Consider the following 14,937-nt stretch of genomic DNA (forward strand, 5'->3'; position numbering starts at 1 on the left):
GGGACGTGCGGAGCGAATCCCTGTATAGCGCGCCTCTGCACCTCCGCGCGCACTGTTCGGCGCGGTTTGACGGCACGGGCCCCCGCCGACACCATGGTCCCGGAGCGGGGGACGGATGGACGCGCGCGGTTTCTGGGTGGTCGTGCCCTTCCTCGACGAGGAGAAGCTGCTCGGCGGCGCCCTCGACGCGCTCGCCCGCCAGACCGATCCGGACTTCACCCTCCTGCTCGTCGACAACGGCAGCACCGACGGCTCGCGCGCCGTGATCGAGGAGTTCCGCCGCCGGTGCCCGGAGCGGCAGGTCGCCGTGATCGACGAGGCGCAGAAGGGCACGGGAGCCGCCTCCGACACCGGCTTCCGCCACGCGATCGCCGAGGGCGCGACGGCCGTCGCCCGCACGGACGCCGACTGCCTGCCGAGCGCCGACTGGGTGGCGCGCCTCAAGGCCGACCTCCGCGGCGGCGCCCGCTTCGTCGGCGGCCGCCTGTCCCCGCGGCGGGACGAAGCCGTCTACCGCTGGTACGACGGCGTGCTCGGCACCGCGCTGATCCGCCTGATGGAGCACGCCCCGGGCGTCTTCTACCGCCGCCCCGGCCAGCGGTACCGGATGTTCATGGCCGCCGGCTGCAACCTCGCGATCGACGCCGCGCTGTACCTCCAGGTCGACGGTTTCCCGCGCTCGAGCATCGACGACACCGACGAGGACCTGGAGCTGCACCTGAAGGTCTGCCAGGTGATCGGGCGGAGCGAGGCGCTGCTCGACAAGGACGCGGTCGTGCTGATGTCGATCCGGAAGGGCAAGGCGCTCGGGTACCTGGGGATCCTGCTCTGGTACTGGGGCCGCAAGCGCGGGCTGGAGGTCGTCGATGTCCGCTGAGCGCCGGCGCCGCGTGCTGATCACCGGGGCGACGGGCTTCCTCGGCGGCTACGCGGTGCGCGAGTTCCTGGCCGCGGGCGACGACGTGCTCGCCACCGGTCGCGCCCCCGAGGCGCTGGCGCGGCTGGAGGAGGAGGGCGCCACGGTCCTCCGCGCCGACCTCGCCGAGCTGGGCGCGACGGACGTCGAGGCCGACGTGCTCGTGCACGCCGCCGCTCTGTCGAGCCCGTGGGGCACGTGGAGCGAGTTCGAGCGCGCGAACGTCGCGGGGACGGAGGCGATGATCGCGCTGGCCGAGCGCTGCGGGATCCGCCGCTTCGTCTTCGTCTCCTCGCCGAGCATCTACTCCGCCCGGCGCCACCAGTACCTGGTGCGGGAGGAGGAGGTCGACGCCGGCAGCCGGATGAGCCTCTACATCCGCAGCAAGATCGAGGCGGAGCGGCTGCTGCAGGAGGCGCACCGCGCCGGCCGGATCCCCGAGCTCGTGATCCTGCGCCCCCGCGGCCTGATCGGCGTCGGCGACCCCAGCCTCCTCCCCCGCTTCGTCGCCGCGAGCCGCCGCCGCGGCATCCCCCTCTTCGACGGCGGTCGGAACCCCGTCGACATCACCTGCGTCGAGAACGCCGCGCACGCGCTGGTGCTCGCCGCCGACGCTCCCGTGGCCGACGGCGGCGTCTACAACATCACCAACGGCGAGCCCGCTCCGCTCGGCGACCTCCTCGAGCGCTTCTTCGCCGCGATGGGCGAGGAGCCGCGCTTCATCCGGGTGGACCTGCGCGTGCTGACCGCGCTCGCCGAGATCCTGGAGCGGGTCTACCGGCTGCTGCCCGGCCGCGAGCCGCCGTTCACCCGCTACACCGTGGCGACCCTCGCCTACGCGCAGACCCTCGACATCTCGCGGGCGCGGACCGAGCTCGGCTACGAGCCGACCGTGCCGCTGGCCGAGGGCATCCGCCGGGTCGGCGAGCACCTGAGGACGACGCGTGGCTGAGTCGTCGCTGCAGGTGATGGCGTGCGGGAGCACCGTCTTCCCGCTGTCCCGGGTGTTCCGCGGGAAGGGGCTCCCCCGCCGCGTCTTCCCCTCGAACGTCTTCCTCTACACGCACGCGAGCGGCCGGCGGGTGCTCGTGGACGCGGGCTACCCGCCGACGTTCCGCGGAACGGGCCTCGTCGGACGGCTGTACGAGCGCATCCTGCCCGCGACGGTGCCGGACGACGAGACCGTCGACCAGCGGCTGCTCGCCCTCGGCCTGACCCCGGCCGACGTCGAGTTCGTGGTGCTCACGCACCTGCACCCGGACCACGTGGGCGGCGTGCGCTGGTTCCCGGACGCGACGTTCGTGCTGTCGTCGGGCCAGGTCGCCTCCGTGCGGCGGAACCGCGTGCGCGAGGGGATCTTCCGCGCGCTGCTGCCGCCGTGGTTCGCGGCCGGGATCGTGGCGGACGAGCAGCCCGCGACGACGATCAAGGGGCTGACCGGATTCGACCTGTTCGGCGACGGGTCGCTGCTCGTGGTGCCGCTCCCGGGGCATGCGCGCGGGCACCTGGGGGCGCTCGTCGAGGGGCGCGTGCTGGTGGCCGGCGACGCGGCGTGGGGGCGGGAGTTCCTCGGCTGGTCCGGGCGCCTGCGCCGGCTGCCGCGGTTCATCAGCGACGACGCGCGGGCGCACGAGCGGACGTCCGAGTTGCTCGAGCGTGTGGAGGCGGAGGGCGTGCGGCTGTGCTTCTCGCACGACGCGTATCCGGAGGGGGACGTGCGGCTGGGTGGGGCGGCGGCGCGAGGTGAACAGCGTGACCTCGGCTTCGACGGTGAAAAGTCCCGTCTCCGATAGGCGGGAGGCGGGTTCAGGCGGTCCCCGTCGGATCGACTGTTCGAGTGTCCCGAGGGAGGGACGCGGGAGTGTTCCTCAAGACATCACGACCGTCGAGGATCCGTGGACGCGCGAGACAATCGGTCTCAGAGGCGCTGACCTCGAGGAACATCGAACAGGCCGACGTCCTCACGCCAGCTCCCGCCGACGGGAACTTCGTAGCGGACGATCATGACGGTCCATGTCGCTGGATCAACGGCCGAAGGTGGTGGCATCAACTGCTCGTAGCTCGAGGACTCAAAATGGAAGCATGCAGAAAGTTCACCTCGAGAGCCGCAGCGGCTTCTATCCTTGCGGCGCAACCAGCCCACACCAGACGTCAAGCGTTCTCGATGAGGTGACATGTCACCTTTGCCGCATCAGAGCTGAGTGGATAGCCGATCCCGAGAACCAACGAAAGCTCGCGGAGGGTCGCGCTCGGCTCGGTCGTCTAACCGCTCCCGACTAGGGCCAAGCCGCCCGCCAGCTGCAGGCTGACCGCAAGACGGCGTGCAAAAAGTAGGGGTATCCCGCCAGCAAGGTTGAGCGTCCAGCTACTGATCGAGGACTCTGGAACGCTCTCCACGCACATGGGATTACTCGCTTGCGGACACGAAGGGCGGCGGCTACTCAGCGCGAACACCGCTCAGACACCTGCCCCGGAAGCGAGACCTGGGCCGCTCACCCGTCCGGTGGTAGCTGGCAGATCCGACTGCAGTTCAACAGCTAAGCCGCCGCGACGAGGGACGACTCACATTCGGTCTGGACTCGTCCCACCGGTCGGGTCACCAGAATTGATCAGCTCTCGACGCTCAGCTCGACGGAGGTGACCGCCTAATCGTTCCATCCGATAGGGGCTCGAACCGGCCGGTCGAGCTTCCCGACACCGGCCCCGTCGCCTGGCATGGAATGGCATCGAACGAAGTCTGCGAGACGCTGCAAACCGTTCTGGCGGGGACTTCTGACGACCAAGACGTCAACCTCGATGGTTGGTGGACTCCAGCTACGGATTCCTCGTCCGTGAGCTGTCACCGGAAATTCAGCGGCCGACGGCGGGACGGCTCGCGTCGTACCCTCTCGTCCATGACGGACTACGCTCGACCGGCTGTCGCGGACCGCGTCTTCATCGGCGAGGACGGCCGACCCATCCCCTACGGCACTCGCTGGCTGGGTGAGTCGCCTCCGGACGAGAGCTACTCCGTCACGAGCGATCTCGAGCGTTTCCAGCCGCTGCACACCGTCGCGGACGCCCTGCTCGAGCACCTCGAGCGCACCTACGACGTCACGGTCGAGGACGACCCGGCCCTGGCCTCACGAGACGAAGCGGAGATCTCCTGGGCCGCCCGCGCCGTCCGCGTGACGCCGCGGGCGGTCGACGCCGCACCTCTGACGATCGTCTGGACCGTCTTCCCCGGCGTCCTCCTCCACGCCGGAGCACTGCACCGCTTCAACTACCCCGTCTGCGGCTGCGACGCCTGCGACGACGAGTGGACCGCCCTCGCGGACGACCTCGAGCGCAGCGTCTTCGATGTCGTCGCGGGCCGCTACGAGGAGAGCATCGCCGCCGGCAAGGACGGCATCATCGTCGGCTACCGCATCGGGAGCGGCAGTGAGCTCGGCTGGTCGAGCGGCTACAGCAACGACGTGGGGGTACATCACAGGATCGGCCACGACGGGCAGCAGCTGACCGCGCCCTTCAGTCGAGCGTGGGAGGCCTGGCCGGAACGCTGACGCCGCGGCCGGCAGACTCTCGCGAGGTCATCGACCCTGTCCGAGGAGTGACGCGCCTGCCGCCTCGGGCCGCGAGATCTCGAGTTCCGATGCTCGACCAGCCTCTAGCGGTCGTCAGCGGGGCAGGTCCTCGTAGGGGACGCGGCGGCTCAGCCAGGCGAGCAGCCCGGCGGCGAGCGCCGCGATCGCCGCCGGGATGAGAAGCAGCCAGAGGGCCGAGGTCACGGCGACGAGGACGAGCGCCGCCGCAGCGACGCCGGCGCCGATCGCGAAGTTCCAGCGCACGTCCGTCGCCACTCCGCCCTCCGGTCGCGCCCACAGCACGACGAGGGCCGTCGCGATCGGCCCGAACAGCAGCCCCAGCACGAACCACCGCCAGCGCGAGCGGCCCTTCTGCTCGGCGAGACCGGCGGTGACGATCGCGAGTCCGAACCAGATCCAACCGGAGTCCTGGGTGAGTGTCATGCGTGGAGCCTAGGGCGCGGGCAGGATCACCCCGGCGAGGTCGCCGATCGGGGGCGTGGGCCTGTCGCCCGCGTCTCCCGCTCAGCGGTCCCCGGCACGGCGCCGAATTCCTCCGCTACCCGGGCACCACCACGAAGGCGACGCCGACGACGACGCCCAGCACGAGAGCCGCCGAGCCGAACCCGATCAGGAGGGCGAACGTCAGCGGACGGGTCTCGCGGAAGCTCATCGTGCCGGGGATCAGCTCGTTGATCTCGGAGGGGCTGAGCGTCTTCTCCGCGGCGGGCGGCGCCTCGATCTCCTGCCGACGAGCGGCTCCGGTCAGGCGCGCCCACACGCTCCGGCCACCGGTGTGCACGCCACGCGCCGCCGGCAAGAGCGGCGTCGTCACGGCGGCGACGACGGCCCGCAGATCATCGATCTCCCAGTCCGCCCCGCGGAGCCGCAGCGACCGGCTTCCGTCCGACAAGAACAGGATGAGCGACGGCGGCAGATCGATCCCCTCACTGTTGGGGCCGGCGGGCACCCATGCGAGCAGCGCCTTCACCGACGGGTCGGCCCGCTCGAAGGTCACGACCCTGCCTCGAGCGTCTGTGCACTCGATCGCCCGGTTCGAGATCCGCAGCGACGCGCTGGCGAGGAACCGCCGGTTGCGGAGCGCCAGCACTCCGACGATCACCAGAGCCACCACGGTGGCGAAGCCGAACAGCCCGAGGTAGACGGCCAGCCCGGCACCGCGGTCGTCGGCGATCACGACTCCCCAGACGCTCCCCGCCAGCAGGACCAGCGCGGGGAGGACGGCGACGGGCCTCAGGCGTCGCGACTCGTTCTCCTGCCGGGCCCTCGAGGGCCGGAACTCGCGAACCGGCTCCGAGCGGTCCGCCCGTCGCCGCTCCATCAGGCCGAGGCGACGGACGGAGAGCCAGTGCGGACGCGGTTCCGAAGAGGGTCGTCGAGGATGCGGCGCATGGCGTCAGGGTAGCGGTGGCGCTCCGTCGGGCCGCGCTCGCGACCGAGCCTTCGCGTGGTTCCGGCTTCGCGCGATCCACTTCGTGTCCTACCTCTTCTTCGACGCCCCTCGCCCAGTCACCAGAGGGTGAGCGGACGCGGCGCGCCTGTCGATCCGTGCGGGACGTCACCGCACGACAGGTCGGCCCCTCCCGGGGTGCCGCTGCCGGGCACGATCATCCGAGCGAGGGCTCGTCCGGGTCGACAGACTGGGCTGGTGTCCTCACCGATGACGATCCGCGCCGTGCCGACCTCGGCCCGGCGTGAGGAGATGCACCTCAGGCTCCGTCGCACGGAGATCAGCCCCGCGCGAGGCCTCGCGGCCGTCCCCGGCGATCGGCCTCCTCAGGACGTCGCGTGCAGGACCGCGCACTCGACGCACGCGCGACGCCGGGCGCGGCGGCAGCCCGCCGGGGGCCGAGCGCCCTGACGCGACTCCCGCGCCGCCGGCCACACGACGCCCCCACTCGACGCCCACGTACCCACTCCAGACAGGACCCGCCATGACCTCCTCCCTCTCCCACCCGGCGAGCCGCTGGGCTCTCGACCACATGCCCCTCACCGCGCAGGCGGTCCGGGAGCTCGCTCCGGTGCTCTCCGGGAAGAAGCTGGCGATCTGCCTCCACGTCGAGCCCAAGACCGCCGCCCTCGTCTCGCTCCTCGTCGAGGCCGGGATGGACATCGCTCTGACGGGCTCGCCCGGAACCACGAAGGACGACGTCGCCGACGACCTCCGCGCCCTCGGCGTGCACGTGCACACGCAGCAGAGCGACGGCGAGGCGGAGCACCTCCGCAACATCGAGAAGGTGCTCGAGCACAATCCCGACCTCACCCTCGACAACGGCGCCGACCTCACCCTCCGCCTGATCGATTCGGGCGTCCCGGACCACTACCTCGGCGGCACCGAGGAGACCACCACCGGCGGCATCCGCCTGCGGGAGAACAGCGCGACCCTCCCGCGACCGGTCGTCGTCATCAACGACTCGCCCCTCAAGCTGATCGTCGAGAACGAGTACGGGGTCGGCCAGAGCGTCGTCCAGGGCTTCATGAACGCCACGAACCTCATGATCCCGGGCACCCGCGCCGCGGTCATCGGCTACGGCCCGTGCGGGCGCGGGGTCGCCGACACCCTCTCGCAGCTCGGAGCGCGGGTCTCCGTCGCCGACGTCGACCCGATCCGCTCGCTGCAGGCGATCCTCCGCGGCCACCGCGTCGGACCCGTCGCCGACGTCCTCTCGGACGCGCAGTTCGTCTTCACCGCCACCGGAGCACCCGGCGTCATCGGCGCGGCGGAGATCGACGCCTTCGCCGACGGCGCCGTGATCGCGGGCGTCGGCCACTTCCCGTGGGAGATCGACGAGGACGCCCTCGCGGCCGCCACGGAGTCGACCACCGAGTTCGCCGACGGCCAGCGCCGGCAGGGCATCCGCCTGAAGAACGGCAAGCGGATCGTCCGCCTCGAGAACGGCCGGATGATCAACCTCACGGCGGCCGGCGGCAACCCGATCCAGGCGATGGACCTCGGCCTGACCCTCCAGGCACGGAGCCTCGCCGCCGTCGTCACCGCGGACCTCGACGCCGCCGTGCAGCCCGTCCCGGCCGACGTCGAGCACCGCATCGCGACCGACCTCGTGGCCCTCCTCAGCCGCTGAGGGGCGAGCGGCGGGTCCTCGGCGGCGATCCGCGGGGCGGCGGCGCCGCACCTCAGAAGACGGCGATCGGATTGACCGGAACGCCGGTGAGCCCGAGCAGGCGCGGTGGGGCCACGCTGAGCAGGAACGACCAGCGGGACAGCTCGGCGCAGACCACGGCGAGCTGCTCCACGTCCGCACTGTCGATGAGGGGCATACCCAGCCGTGCGAGCGCGACCATGTGCATCGGCATCGGCATCTCGGGATCGTGAGGGGGGAAGCTGTCGCCGACGTCCCCCGCGTAGAGCGCTACGCCCCGCTCGTGCATCCAGGTCACGGCGTCGACGGTCATGCCGGGGGCCTGCTCCTCCGAGTCCCAGGAGAAGCCCCACCCGCTGCGGACGACGAGCGCGTCGCCGGACTGCAGGGGGACGCCTCCCCGGCGCTCGGCCGCGTCGAGGTCGATGTCCGAGGTCCTCGACGGCATGGAGCGGCGAGGGCTGATCGAGCGTGTCGGAGTCCGCGGGAAGGGCCGACGCACACCCATCCGTACGACCGCCGACGGGGAGCGCGTCCTCACCGCGGCGCGCGCGGTCGCGCTCGCGACCAACGACCTCAGTGACGTCGGCCTGAGCGCCCCCGCCGCCCAGCAGCTGAACGACCTCCTGCTCACCGTCATCCGGAACGCCGAGGAGCCGACGGGAGCCGGGTTCGGGTCCTGACGAGGTCGAAGCCGGGCTTCGGAGCATCGCCGACGCAGGACCTCGTCCAGACGGTGTTCACAACGAAGGATGGATCTGCTCCAGGACCCCGCGATCCGCGCGGAACGGGCGCCGGAGCCTCATCCTTCCTCCGTCGTGAACAGGATCAGCCGAGCGGGGCCGACGAAGGACGTCCGCTTGGGCGCCCTCTTCCGGACGTGGCCGGAAGAGGGCGTTGCCCACGGCGCTCGCAGCTGTCACGGTCGCAGGGCGGCCGACGACGGCCGACCCGACCGGAAGACCCCATGCGCCTTCGAAGCACTGTCCGCCCGCTCGCGCTCCTCACCGGCGCCCTCCTCCTCGGGACCGGCCTCGCCGCCCTCGACGGGCCGCTCACCGGCACCGCGGCCGCGGCTCACGCGGCCGACGCTCCCGTCGCGGGCGGGCGCGTCGTGGGCTGGGGATACGACGAGGACGGTCGGACGAGCGCCCCCGAGGATCTGACCGACGCCGTCTCCATCGCGGCCGGCCAGTACTACGGCGTCGCGGCGAGGAGCGACGGCACAGTGGCCGTCTGGGGTGACAATCTCGAGGGCGGCCCCATCCCGGCGGACGACCTCCTCGGCGTCGCGGCCGTCTCCCCCGATCTGGCGCTTCTCGAGGACGGCACCGTTGCGCCGCTCTTCCCCCCGGAGGACCGGTACACCGAGCCGCCGGCGGGGCTGAGCGGCGTCACCGCGATCGACTCGAGCGGCACCCACAGCGTCGCGCTCCGCGACGACGGGACAGTGGCGATCTGGGGGTACGACCAGGGGCGAGTGCTGGAGGCGCCTCCCGGTCTGGACGACGTCGTGGCGATCTCCGCCGCGTCCTTCCACACCCTCGCCGTCACGAGAGACGGCAGCGTCGTGAGCTGGGGCTACGACGGCCCCGACGACATCTTCGCGGGCTACTCCGACATCGTCGCGGTCGCGGCGGGACGGACCCACGACCTCGCCGTCCGCGCCGACGGCAGCGTCGTCGCCGAGGGGAGCGACAGGGACGGAGAGAGCGACGTCCCCGCCGGGCTGACCGGTGTCGTCGCGGTCGCCGCCGGGTACGGGCACAGCGTGGCGCTCCGCGAGGACGGCACCGTCGCCGCCTGGGGCGACGACGGTGCCGGCCAGTCCACGGTTCCCGCAGGACTGAAGGGGGTCACCTCGATCGACGCCGGCTACGGCTTCACCCTCGCCACCGGGACCCGTCCCGTCCTCACGGCTGCCGCGCCTCCCACGGCGACGGTCGGCACTCCGTTCTCCTTCGCCTTCGGAGGGGATGCGCGCCTCGCGGACCACACCCTCACCAGCGGGACGCTCCCGCCCGGACTGACCCTGACTCCCGAGGGGTTCGTGACGGGCACGCCCGCAGAACCCGGAACCTCCGACTTCACCGTCACCGCGACCAACTCCTTCGGAACGACCACCACCGCCTCCCGGCGGATCACCGTCGAGGCCGCCCCGCCTGCACCCGTCGCGCCGACGATCAGCGGAACCGTCGCAGCCAGCGTCGTCGACTCGGCCTACGACTTCACCTACGCGGTCGCGGGAACTCCGGCGCCCGTCGTGACCGTGTCGTCGGGCGCCCTTCCCCCGGGTCTCACCCTCGATCCGACGGGGCGCCTCACCGGCACTCCGACCAGGACCGGCGCCTACGTCTTCACCGTGCAGGCCGCCAGCACCGCCGGAACCGCGACCGCGCAGAGCACTCTCACCGTGTCCCCTGCGTCCGCTTCCGCGAAGGCCGACCTTCGCGTCGACGTCTCCGCTCCGACCACCGCGGTGAAGGGGAGGACGTTCACGTACACGCTCATCACGAGGAACGCCGGACCCTCCGCGTCGACGTCCGTCTACTCGAAGGTGATCCTCCCGCCGGGGGTGCGGTTCGTCTCCGCGACGGGGAAGTACACCCGTATCGGCAGCGTCGTGGTCTTCCAGCGCTCCAGCCTCGGCAACGGGCGGACGTCCACCGAGAAGATCACCGTCACGGCCGTGAGCGCAGGCACGGGCACAGCGCTCGCAACCACCTTCTCCGTGAGGACTCCGGATCCGTCGATCCGCAGCAACGCCGACACCGCTGCCACCACCGTCCGCTGAGGAGGGTCGGGCGGGCGACGAGACCCTCCCGCCCGTCCTCGTGCATCACGCCGGGCGCAGCCAGTCCGTGATCGCGCTGACGACGCGGTCGAGGTGGGACTCGAGCAGGAAGTGCCCGCCGTCGACGAGCTCGATGCGCGCGTGAGGCGCGTCGCGGAGGAACGCCTGGGCGCCGGCGGGGGCGAAGATCTCGTCGTTCCGGCCCCAGACGGCGAGGACGGGGACTCCGGACTCGCGGATCCACGCCTGCACGGCGGGGTACAGGGCGCGGTTCGTGGCGTAGTCGCGGAAGAGCGCCAGCTGCACGTCGTCCTGGCCGGGGCGGGCGAGGAGCGCGAGGTCGTGCTCCCAGGCGTCCGGATCGACGGTGCTGGAGTCGGGGACACCGTGGGTGTACTGCCACTCGACGGCCTCCCGGCCGAGAGCCAGCCGGAGGGCGTCGCGCGTCTCGTCGGTCCGCTCGGCGGCGTCGGCCCAGATCGGGTCCCAGAAGCCGGGCACGAAGCCCTCCTCGTAGGCGTTGCCGTTCTGCGAGATCACGGCGACGACCGCGGACGGATCGGCGAGGGCGAGGCGCCAGCCGACGGGGGCGCCGTAGTCCTGGACGTAGATCGTGTACCGGGTCACCCCGATGGTCTCGAGGAAGCGGCCGGTCACCGCGGTCAGTGCGGCGAACGTGTAGTCGAAGTCCTCGACGGAGGGCGCGGACGAGCGCCCGAAGCCGATGTGGTCGGGGGCGATGACGCGGTAGTGCCCCGCGAGGGCGGGGAGGAGGTGGCGGAACATGTGCGAGCTGCTCGGGTACCCGTGCAGCAGCAGGAGGACGGGCGCGTCGACGGGCCCGGCCTCCCGCCAGAAGACGTCGAGTCCCTCGACGGACACGGTGCGGTGATGGACGACGACCATGGCTAACCCCTTAAAGCAGATTTACTGGTTAGCCGGACGCTAGCATGGATCGAACGGGCCGCACGGCGGGAGAACGGGGAACGGTGGATCGGGACGAGGAGCTGCTCCTGGCGGTGCTGAACAGCGCGCCCGTGGTGGATGGACGGCCGACGGACGACCTCGGCGACGCGGCCGGTCGCGAGCTCGCCCGGCGGTGGGGCGGAGTCGGCACCGAGGACGAGCTCGAGCAGCTGCGCCGTGCCCGCGACGCGCTCCAGGCCGTCGTGCGCTCGGACGCGCCCGCGGCCGTCACGGAGCTCGCGGACCTGGTCGCGCGCGCCGTGCGCACCCCGCGCGTCACCGATGAGGGCGTCGTGTGGGAGCTGAGCGCTCCCGAGCCGGATCGACTCGCGGTGGAATCGGTCCTCGCCTGGTCCGCTGTGAACACCCGGTTCCCCGGGCGGCTCCGCCCTTGCGCGAACGACGAGTGCAACCTCTTCCTCCTCGACCGCAGCCGCCCCGGCACCGCCAAGTGGTGCTCGATGGCGACGTGCGGCAACCGGATGAAGGCCCGCGCGCACGCGAGCCGGTCGCGGGACTGAGGGCGGCCGGGAGGCGCAGCGGCGAACGCTAGGCGCCGCGCAGCCGGGCCGTCGATGCGGACGCCTGCGCTCGAGCCCGTTGCAGGGCGTCCTCGCGTCCGGCCGCGTCGAGGCGGGCGGGACCGTAGGTGACCACCGGGGGCAGGACGTCGTAGCCGACGAACTCGAGCATCCCGCGATGGATGTGGAAGAGGAACGACTGCAGGTCGCCGTAGCCGTCGGCGGCGCCGGGCGCGAAGGCCGCCTCGCCGCCGCCCGTCGTCAGCAGGAGCATCGCGCTCCTGCCGCGCAGGCCGCCCTCGGCGAAGACGCCGTGCTCGCCTCCGAACGTCGCGCCCATCACGAAGACCCGGTCGATCCAGCCCTTCATGATCGCCGGCATCGAGAACCACCACAGGGGGAACGAGAGCACCAGGAGATCCGCCTGCAGCAGCTCGTCGAGATCGCTCGCGACGGGCTCCCCGAGCGTCTTCTCGAGGACCGCGGTCATCTGCTGCGCCTGCGGCTTGAAGTAGTCGGAGCCGGACGCGAACTGGTCGCGGTGCAGCACCGGGTCCCGGCCCTCGGCGTACAGGTCGAGCCGGCGCACCTCCATGCCGTCGGCCCTCAGCTGCTCGAGGACCGCGTCCGCCTGCGCCGAGGAGAAGGACCGCTCCTCGGGATGGGCGTGGACGAGCAGAGCACGGCGAGCGGGAGCGGTCTCGGAAGCATCGGTCATGCCGCCGATCATATCGACGATTTGCGATACGTCGCTAGATCGACGCTCCGAGCCGCTTCAGGAGCCCGGCGACGTCGGCGTCGCTCCTCCGGTAGTGGGTGTACTTCCCCACGCGCGTCGAGCGGACGAGGCCCGCGCGCTCCAGGGATCCCATGTACGACGAGATGGTCGACTGCGCGAGACCGCTCTTCGCGGCGAGATGGGTGACGCAGACCCCGAACTCGGCGCGGTCGGCGATCGGCTCGAACTCGCTGAACGACGCCTCGGGAGAGCGGAGCCACTCCATGATCTGCAGTCGCGTGGGATTGCCCAGCGCCTTCAGCACCTCGACCAGTCCCGTGTCCACCGCGCCATTCTCCTCTGCTCGCCGCCCGGGCGCCTCCGCACCGGAATCACCCTCCGCCCGGACGCACCCCGCTCACGGCAGCAGGATCACCTTGCCGTCGAGCGTCCGGGACTCGGCGAGCTCCATCGCCTCGACGATCCCGGTGAGCGGGAAGCGGGCGGCGATGTTGGCCGTCAGCGAGCCGTCGGCGAGGAGTCCGAGCACGCGGCCGAGGTCCTCCTCGAGGCGCGCACGGAAGCGCGCGGGCCGCATCGAGTGGCCCGCCCAGAGGTCGTAGAAGACCGCGCGCCGGCCGTTGGGGGCCAACTGGTAGGCCTGGATCCGCGCGAGCTGGCGGAGGAACGGGGGCCAGATGCTCCCGGTGCTCGCGCTGACGATCGCGTAGGCGACGAGGGTGCCGCCGGGCGCGAGCAGCGACCACGCCAGCCGGGTCGTCGCTCCGCCGACGTTGTCGAAGACGGCCTGCACTCCGCCGGGAGCGAGCTCGCGCACGCGGGCGGCGAGGTCGGGATCGGCGTAGTCGACGGGCTCCACTCCGGCCGCTCGGAGGGCCTCGTGGTGGCGGGGCGAGGCGGCGCCGATCACGCGGATCCCCTCGAGGCGGGCGAGGCGGTGCACGAGGCCGCCGACTCCGCCGTTCGCGCCGAACAGGAGGATCGTGTCGCCGCGGGAGACCCGGGCCGAGCGGTGCAGCATCTGCCACGCCGTCACTCCGTTGACCACGACGGCCTCGGCGTCCTCGGACGCGGCTCCGTCGGGGACGAGAACGCAGTCGCGGGCGGCGACGCGGGCGTGACCCGTCCAACCGCCGGTCTTGGTGAGGGCGGCGACCCGGCGGCCCTCGAGCGACGCGTCGCCGCCGGGGCCGACCGCGAGGACCCGGCCGACGAGGTCGTAGCCGGGCGTGAAGGGGAACGGCGGCTGGGCGAAGTAGCGGCCGCGGCGCATCGACTGCTCGGCGAACGAGATGCCGGTGGCCTCGACGGCGACGAGCAGCTCGCCGGCCGCGGGAGGCTCGACCGGTGCCTGCTCGAGGAGCAGCCCGGACGGCTCGACGATCCCGGGGAGGACGACGCGGGTGGTGGTGCGGGGAAGCGTGGTGGACATGAGGGGCTCCTGAGGTCGTAGGTGAGTGACTGAACAGTCACAAAAGCGGATATGAAAAAGGATGGTGGCGAAGAGGAGGAGAGGAAGAAGAGAGGAGAGGAAGAAGAGGAGGAGAGGAAGAAGAGGAGGAGAGGCGAGCGCCGCGGACTCAGTCGCGGTGCCGGATGCCGTCGGAGACGATGCGGGCCCACTCGGAGTCGACGCCGCCGAGGTCGGTCTGCACGATCAGGTGACAGAGCTGCCCGTAGGCGACGAAGCGCTGCACGGCCGGGCCGTCGGCTCCGGAGACGACGGTGACCGTCCGGACGACCGCGGAGATCCCGCGGCGCACTGCCTCGCGGATCTCGGGGACCTCGCACGCGCTCTGCGCCTGTGACTGCAGCATGATCAGGTCACGGTCGGCGATCAGGTCGATGTAGGCGACGGTCATCGCCTCGAGCCGGTCGGCCGGGTCCGAGGAGGGCGAGGCCTCCCCCGCCGCCGCGAGCGTGGACGCCACCTGCTCGTAGCAGCGGTCGACCGCGGCGACGAAGACGCCGAGCTTGCCCGGGAACAGGCGGAAGACGTAGGCGGGCGAGACGCCGGCCTCGGCGGCGACCTCGGTGATCGGAGTCGCGGCGTAGCCGGTGCGCGCGAAGACGTGGAGCGCCGCCGCGGTGATCCGCTCGCGCTGCGCCTCGGCGGTGGAGCGGGAGGAGGGGGAAGGCATGTGACTGATCGAACACTTACTTCGCTCGCCTGTCAAGAGCGGCTGCCGGACGGATAGAGACAGCGGCCCCGCTCAGGGGCACCCCACGATCCGGTCCGGCACGCGGCAAGGGCAGGCCTACCGATCGTGGAGCCCGCCACACACCCCCTACCCCGCACCACCACCCGCGTCGTCC

Annotated in this window: 16 protein-coding genes; 8 read left to right on the forward strand and 8 right to left on the reverse strand. The window is 71.9% G+C overall.

The window, feature by feature from the left end:
- Nucleotides 1-115: 115 nt before the first annotated feature.
- The 4 genes from C5C37_RS13715 (at nt 116) to C5C37_RS13730 (ending at nt 4,458) form a co-directional block, all read left to right on the forward strand.
- Nucleotides 116-877 carry a glycosyltransferase gene (locus C5C37_RS13715; RefSeq protein ID WP_104261373.1) on the forward strand — a complete coding sequence of 254 codons (762 nt, stop codon included), beginning with the start codon at nt 116-118 and terminating at the stop codon, nt 875-877.
- On the forward strand, nt 867-1,868 hold the full coding sequence (locus C5C37_RS13720) for an NAD(P)-dependent oxidoreductase (RefSeq protein WP_104339089.1): 1,002 nt from the start codon (nt 867-869) through the stop codon (nt 1,866-1,868). The genes C5C37_RS13715 and C5C37_RS13720 overlap by 11 nt, the downstream gene beginning before the upstream one ends.
- Entirely contained in the window at nt 1,861-2,709 is an 849-nt protein-coding gene (locus tag C5C37_RS13725; RefSeq protein ID WP_104339090.1) for an MBL fold metallo-hydrolase, read from the forward strand. Before C5C37_RS13720 ends, C5C37_RS13725 begins: the two co-directional genes overlap by 8 nt.
- A gap of 1,101 nt (nt 2,710-3,810) precedes the next feature.
- On the forward strand, nt 3,811-4,458 hold the full coding sequence (locus C5C37_RS13730) for a DUF6226 family protein (RefSeq protein ID WP_104339091.1): 648 nt from the start codon (nt 3,811-3,813) through the stop codon (nt 4,456-4,458).
- Between the two features lie 114 nt (nt 4,459-4,572).
- On the opposite strand, the gene C5C37_RS13735 is transcribed toward C5C37_RS13730, so the two are convergent.
- Both C5C37_RS13735 and C5C37_RS13740 read right to left on the reverse strand, forming a co-directional pair.
- Entirely contained in the window at nt 4,573-4,923 is a 351-nt protein-coding gene (locus C5C37_RS13735) for a hypothetical protein (RefSeq protein ID WP_104339092.1), read from the reverse strand.
- Between the two features lie 115 nt (nt 4,924-5,038).
- The gene (locus C5C37_RS13740; protein ID WP_104339093.1) at nt 5,039-5,821 is read right to left on the reverse strand and encodes a hypothetical protein; all 783 of its coding nucleotides are present in this window, start codon (nt 5,819-5,821) and stop codon (nt 5,039-5,041) included.
- 613 nt (nt 5,822-6,434) lie between these two features.
- On the opposite strand from C5C37_RS13740, the gene C5C37_RS13745 reads away from it, so the two are divergent.
- Nucleotides 6,435-7,583 (forward strand): adenosylhomocysteinase, encoded by a 1,149-nt coding sequence (locus C5C37_RS13745; RefSeq protein ID WP_104261366.1) that lies wholly within the window; start codon nt 6,435-6,437, stop codon nt 7,581-7,583.
- 52 nt (nt 7,584-7,635) lie between these two features.
- Here the strand turns inward: C5C37_RS13745 and C5C37_RS13750 are convergent, their stop codons facing one another.
- A complete protein-coding gene (locus C5C37_RS13750) occupies nt 7,636-8,049 on the reverse strand; it encodes a cyclase family protein (protein WP_219814489.1) in 414 nt (137 codons plus the stop codon).
- Between C5C37_RS13750 and C5C37_RS17760 the strand changes: the two genes are divergently transcribed.
- Both C5C37_RS17760 and C5C37_RS13755 read left to right on the forward strand, forming a co-directional pair.
- Nucleotides 8,027-8,284, forward strand: a complete 258-nt coding sequence (locus tag C5C37_RS17760) for a hypothetical protein (protein ID WP_219813087.1) — start codon at nt 8,027-8,029, stop codon at nt 8,282-8,284. The two genes, C5C37_RS13750 and C5C37_RS17760, sit on opposite strands and share 23 nt — an antisense overlap.
- A gap of 284 nt (nt 8,285-8,568) precedes the next feature.
- The gene (locus C5C37_RS13755) at nt 8,569-10,395 is read left to right on the forward strand and encodes a putative Ig domain-containing protein (RefSeq protein WP_104339095.1); all 1,827 of its coding nucleotides are present in this window, start codon (nt 8,569-8,571) and stop codon (nt 10,393-10,395) included.
- 45 nt (nt 10,396-10,440) lie between these two features.
- Here the strand turns inward: C5C37_RS13755 and C5C37_RS13760 are convergent, their stop codons facing one another.
- A complete protein-coding gene (locus C5C37_RS13760; protein ID WP_104339096.1) occupies nt 10,441-11,301 on the reverse strand; it encodes an alpha/beta fold hydrolase in 861 nt (286 codons plus the stop codon).
- Nucleotides 11,302-11,384: 83 nt separating this feature from the next.
- On the opposite strand from C5C37_RS13760, the gene C5C37_RS13765 reads away from it, so the two are divergent.
- A complete protein-coding gene (locus tag C5C37_RS13765) occupies nt 11,385-11,882 on the forward strand; it encodes a CGNR zinc finger domain-containing protein (RefSeq protein ID WP_104339097.1) in 498 nt (165 codons plus the stop codon).
- A 28-nt stretch (nt 11,883-11,910) separates the two neighbouring features.
- On the opposite strand, the gene C5C37_RS13770 is transcribed toward C5C37_RS13765, so the two are convergent.
- The 4 genes from C5C37_RS13770 to C5C37_RS13785 all read right to left on the reverse strand — a co-directional run bounded on the left by C5C37_RS13770 (nt 11,911) and on the right by C5C37_RS13785 (nt 14,762).
- Nucleotides 11,911-12,600, reverse strand: coding sequence for an NAD(P)H-dependent oxidoreductase (locus C5C37_RS13770; RefSeq protein WP_104339103.1), 690 nt, complete (start codon nt 12,598-12,600; stop codon nt 11,911-11,913).
- A gap of 34 nt (nt 12,601-12,634) precedes the next feature.
- Entirely contained in the window at nt 12,635-12,946 is a 312-nt protein-coding gene (locus C5C37_RS13775; RefSeq protein ID WP_258068926.1) for a helix-turn-helix transcriptional regulator, read from the reverse strand.
- A gap of 72 nt (nt 12,947-13,018) precedes the next feature.
- The gene (locus tag C5C37_RS13780) at nt 13,019-14,053 is read right to left on the reverse strand and encodes a medium chain dehydrogenase/reductase family protein (RefSeq protein WP_104339098.1); all 1,035 of its coding nucleotides are present in this window, start codon (nt 14,051-14,053) and stop codon (nt 13,019-13,021) included.
- Nucleotides 14,054-14,201: 148 nt separating this feature from the next.
- Complete coding sequence (locus tag C5C37_RS13785) at nt 14,202-14,762, reverse strand: TetR/AcrR family transcriptional regulator (RefSeq protein WP_104263383.1); 561 nt, start codon at nt 14,760-14,762, stop codon at nt 14,202-14,204.
- Between the last annotated feature and the right edge of the window lie 175 nt (nt 14,763-14,937).

The sequence above is a fragment of the Rathayibacter sp. AY1F9 genome (assembly GCF_002932155.1).
Taxonomy (GTDB): domain Bacteria; phylum Actinomycetota; class Actinomycetes; order Actinomycetales; family Microbacteriaceae; genus Rathayibacter.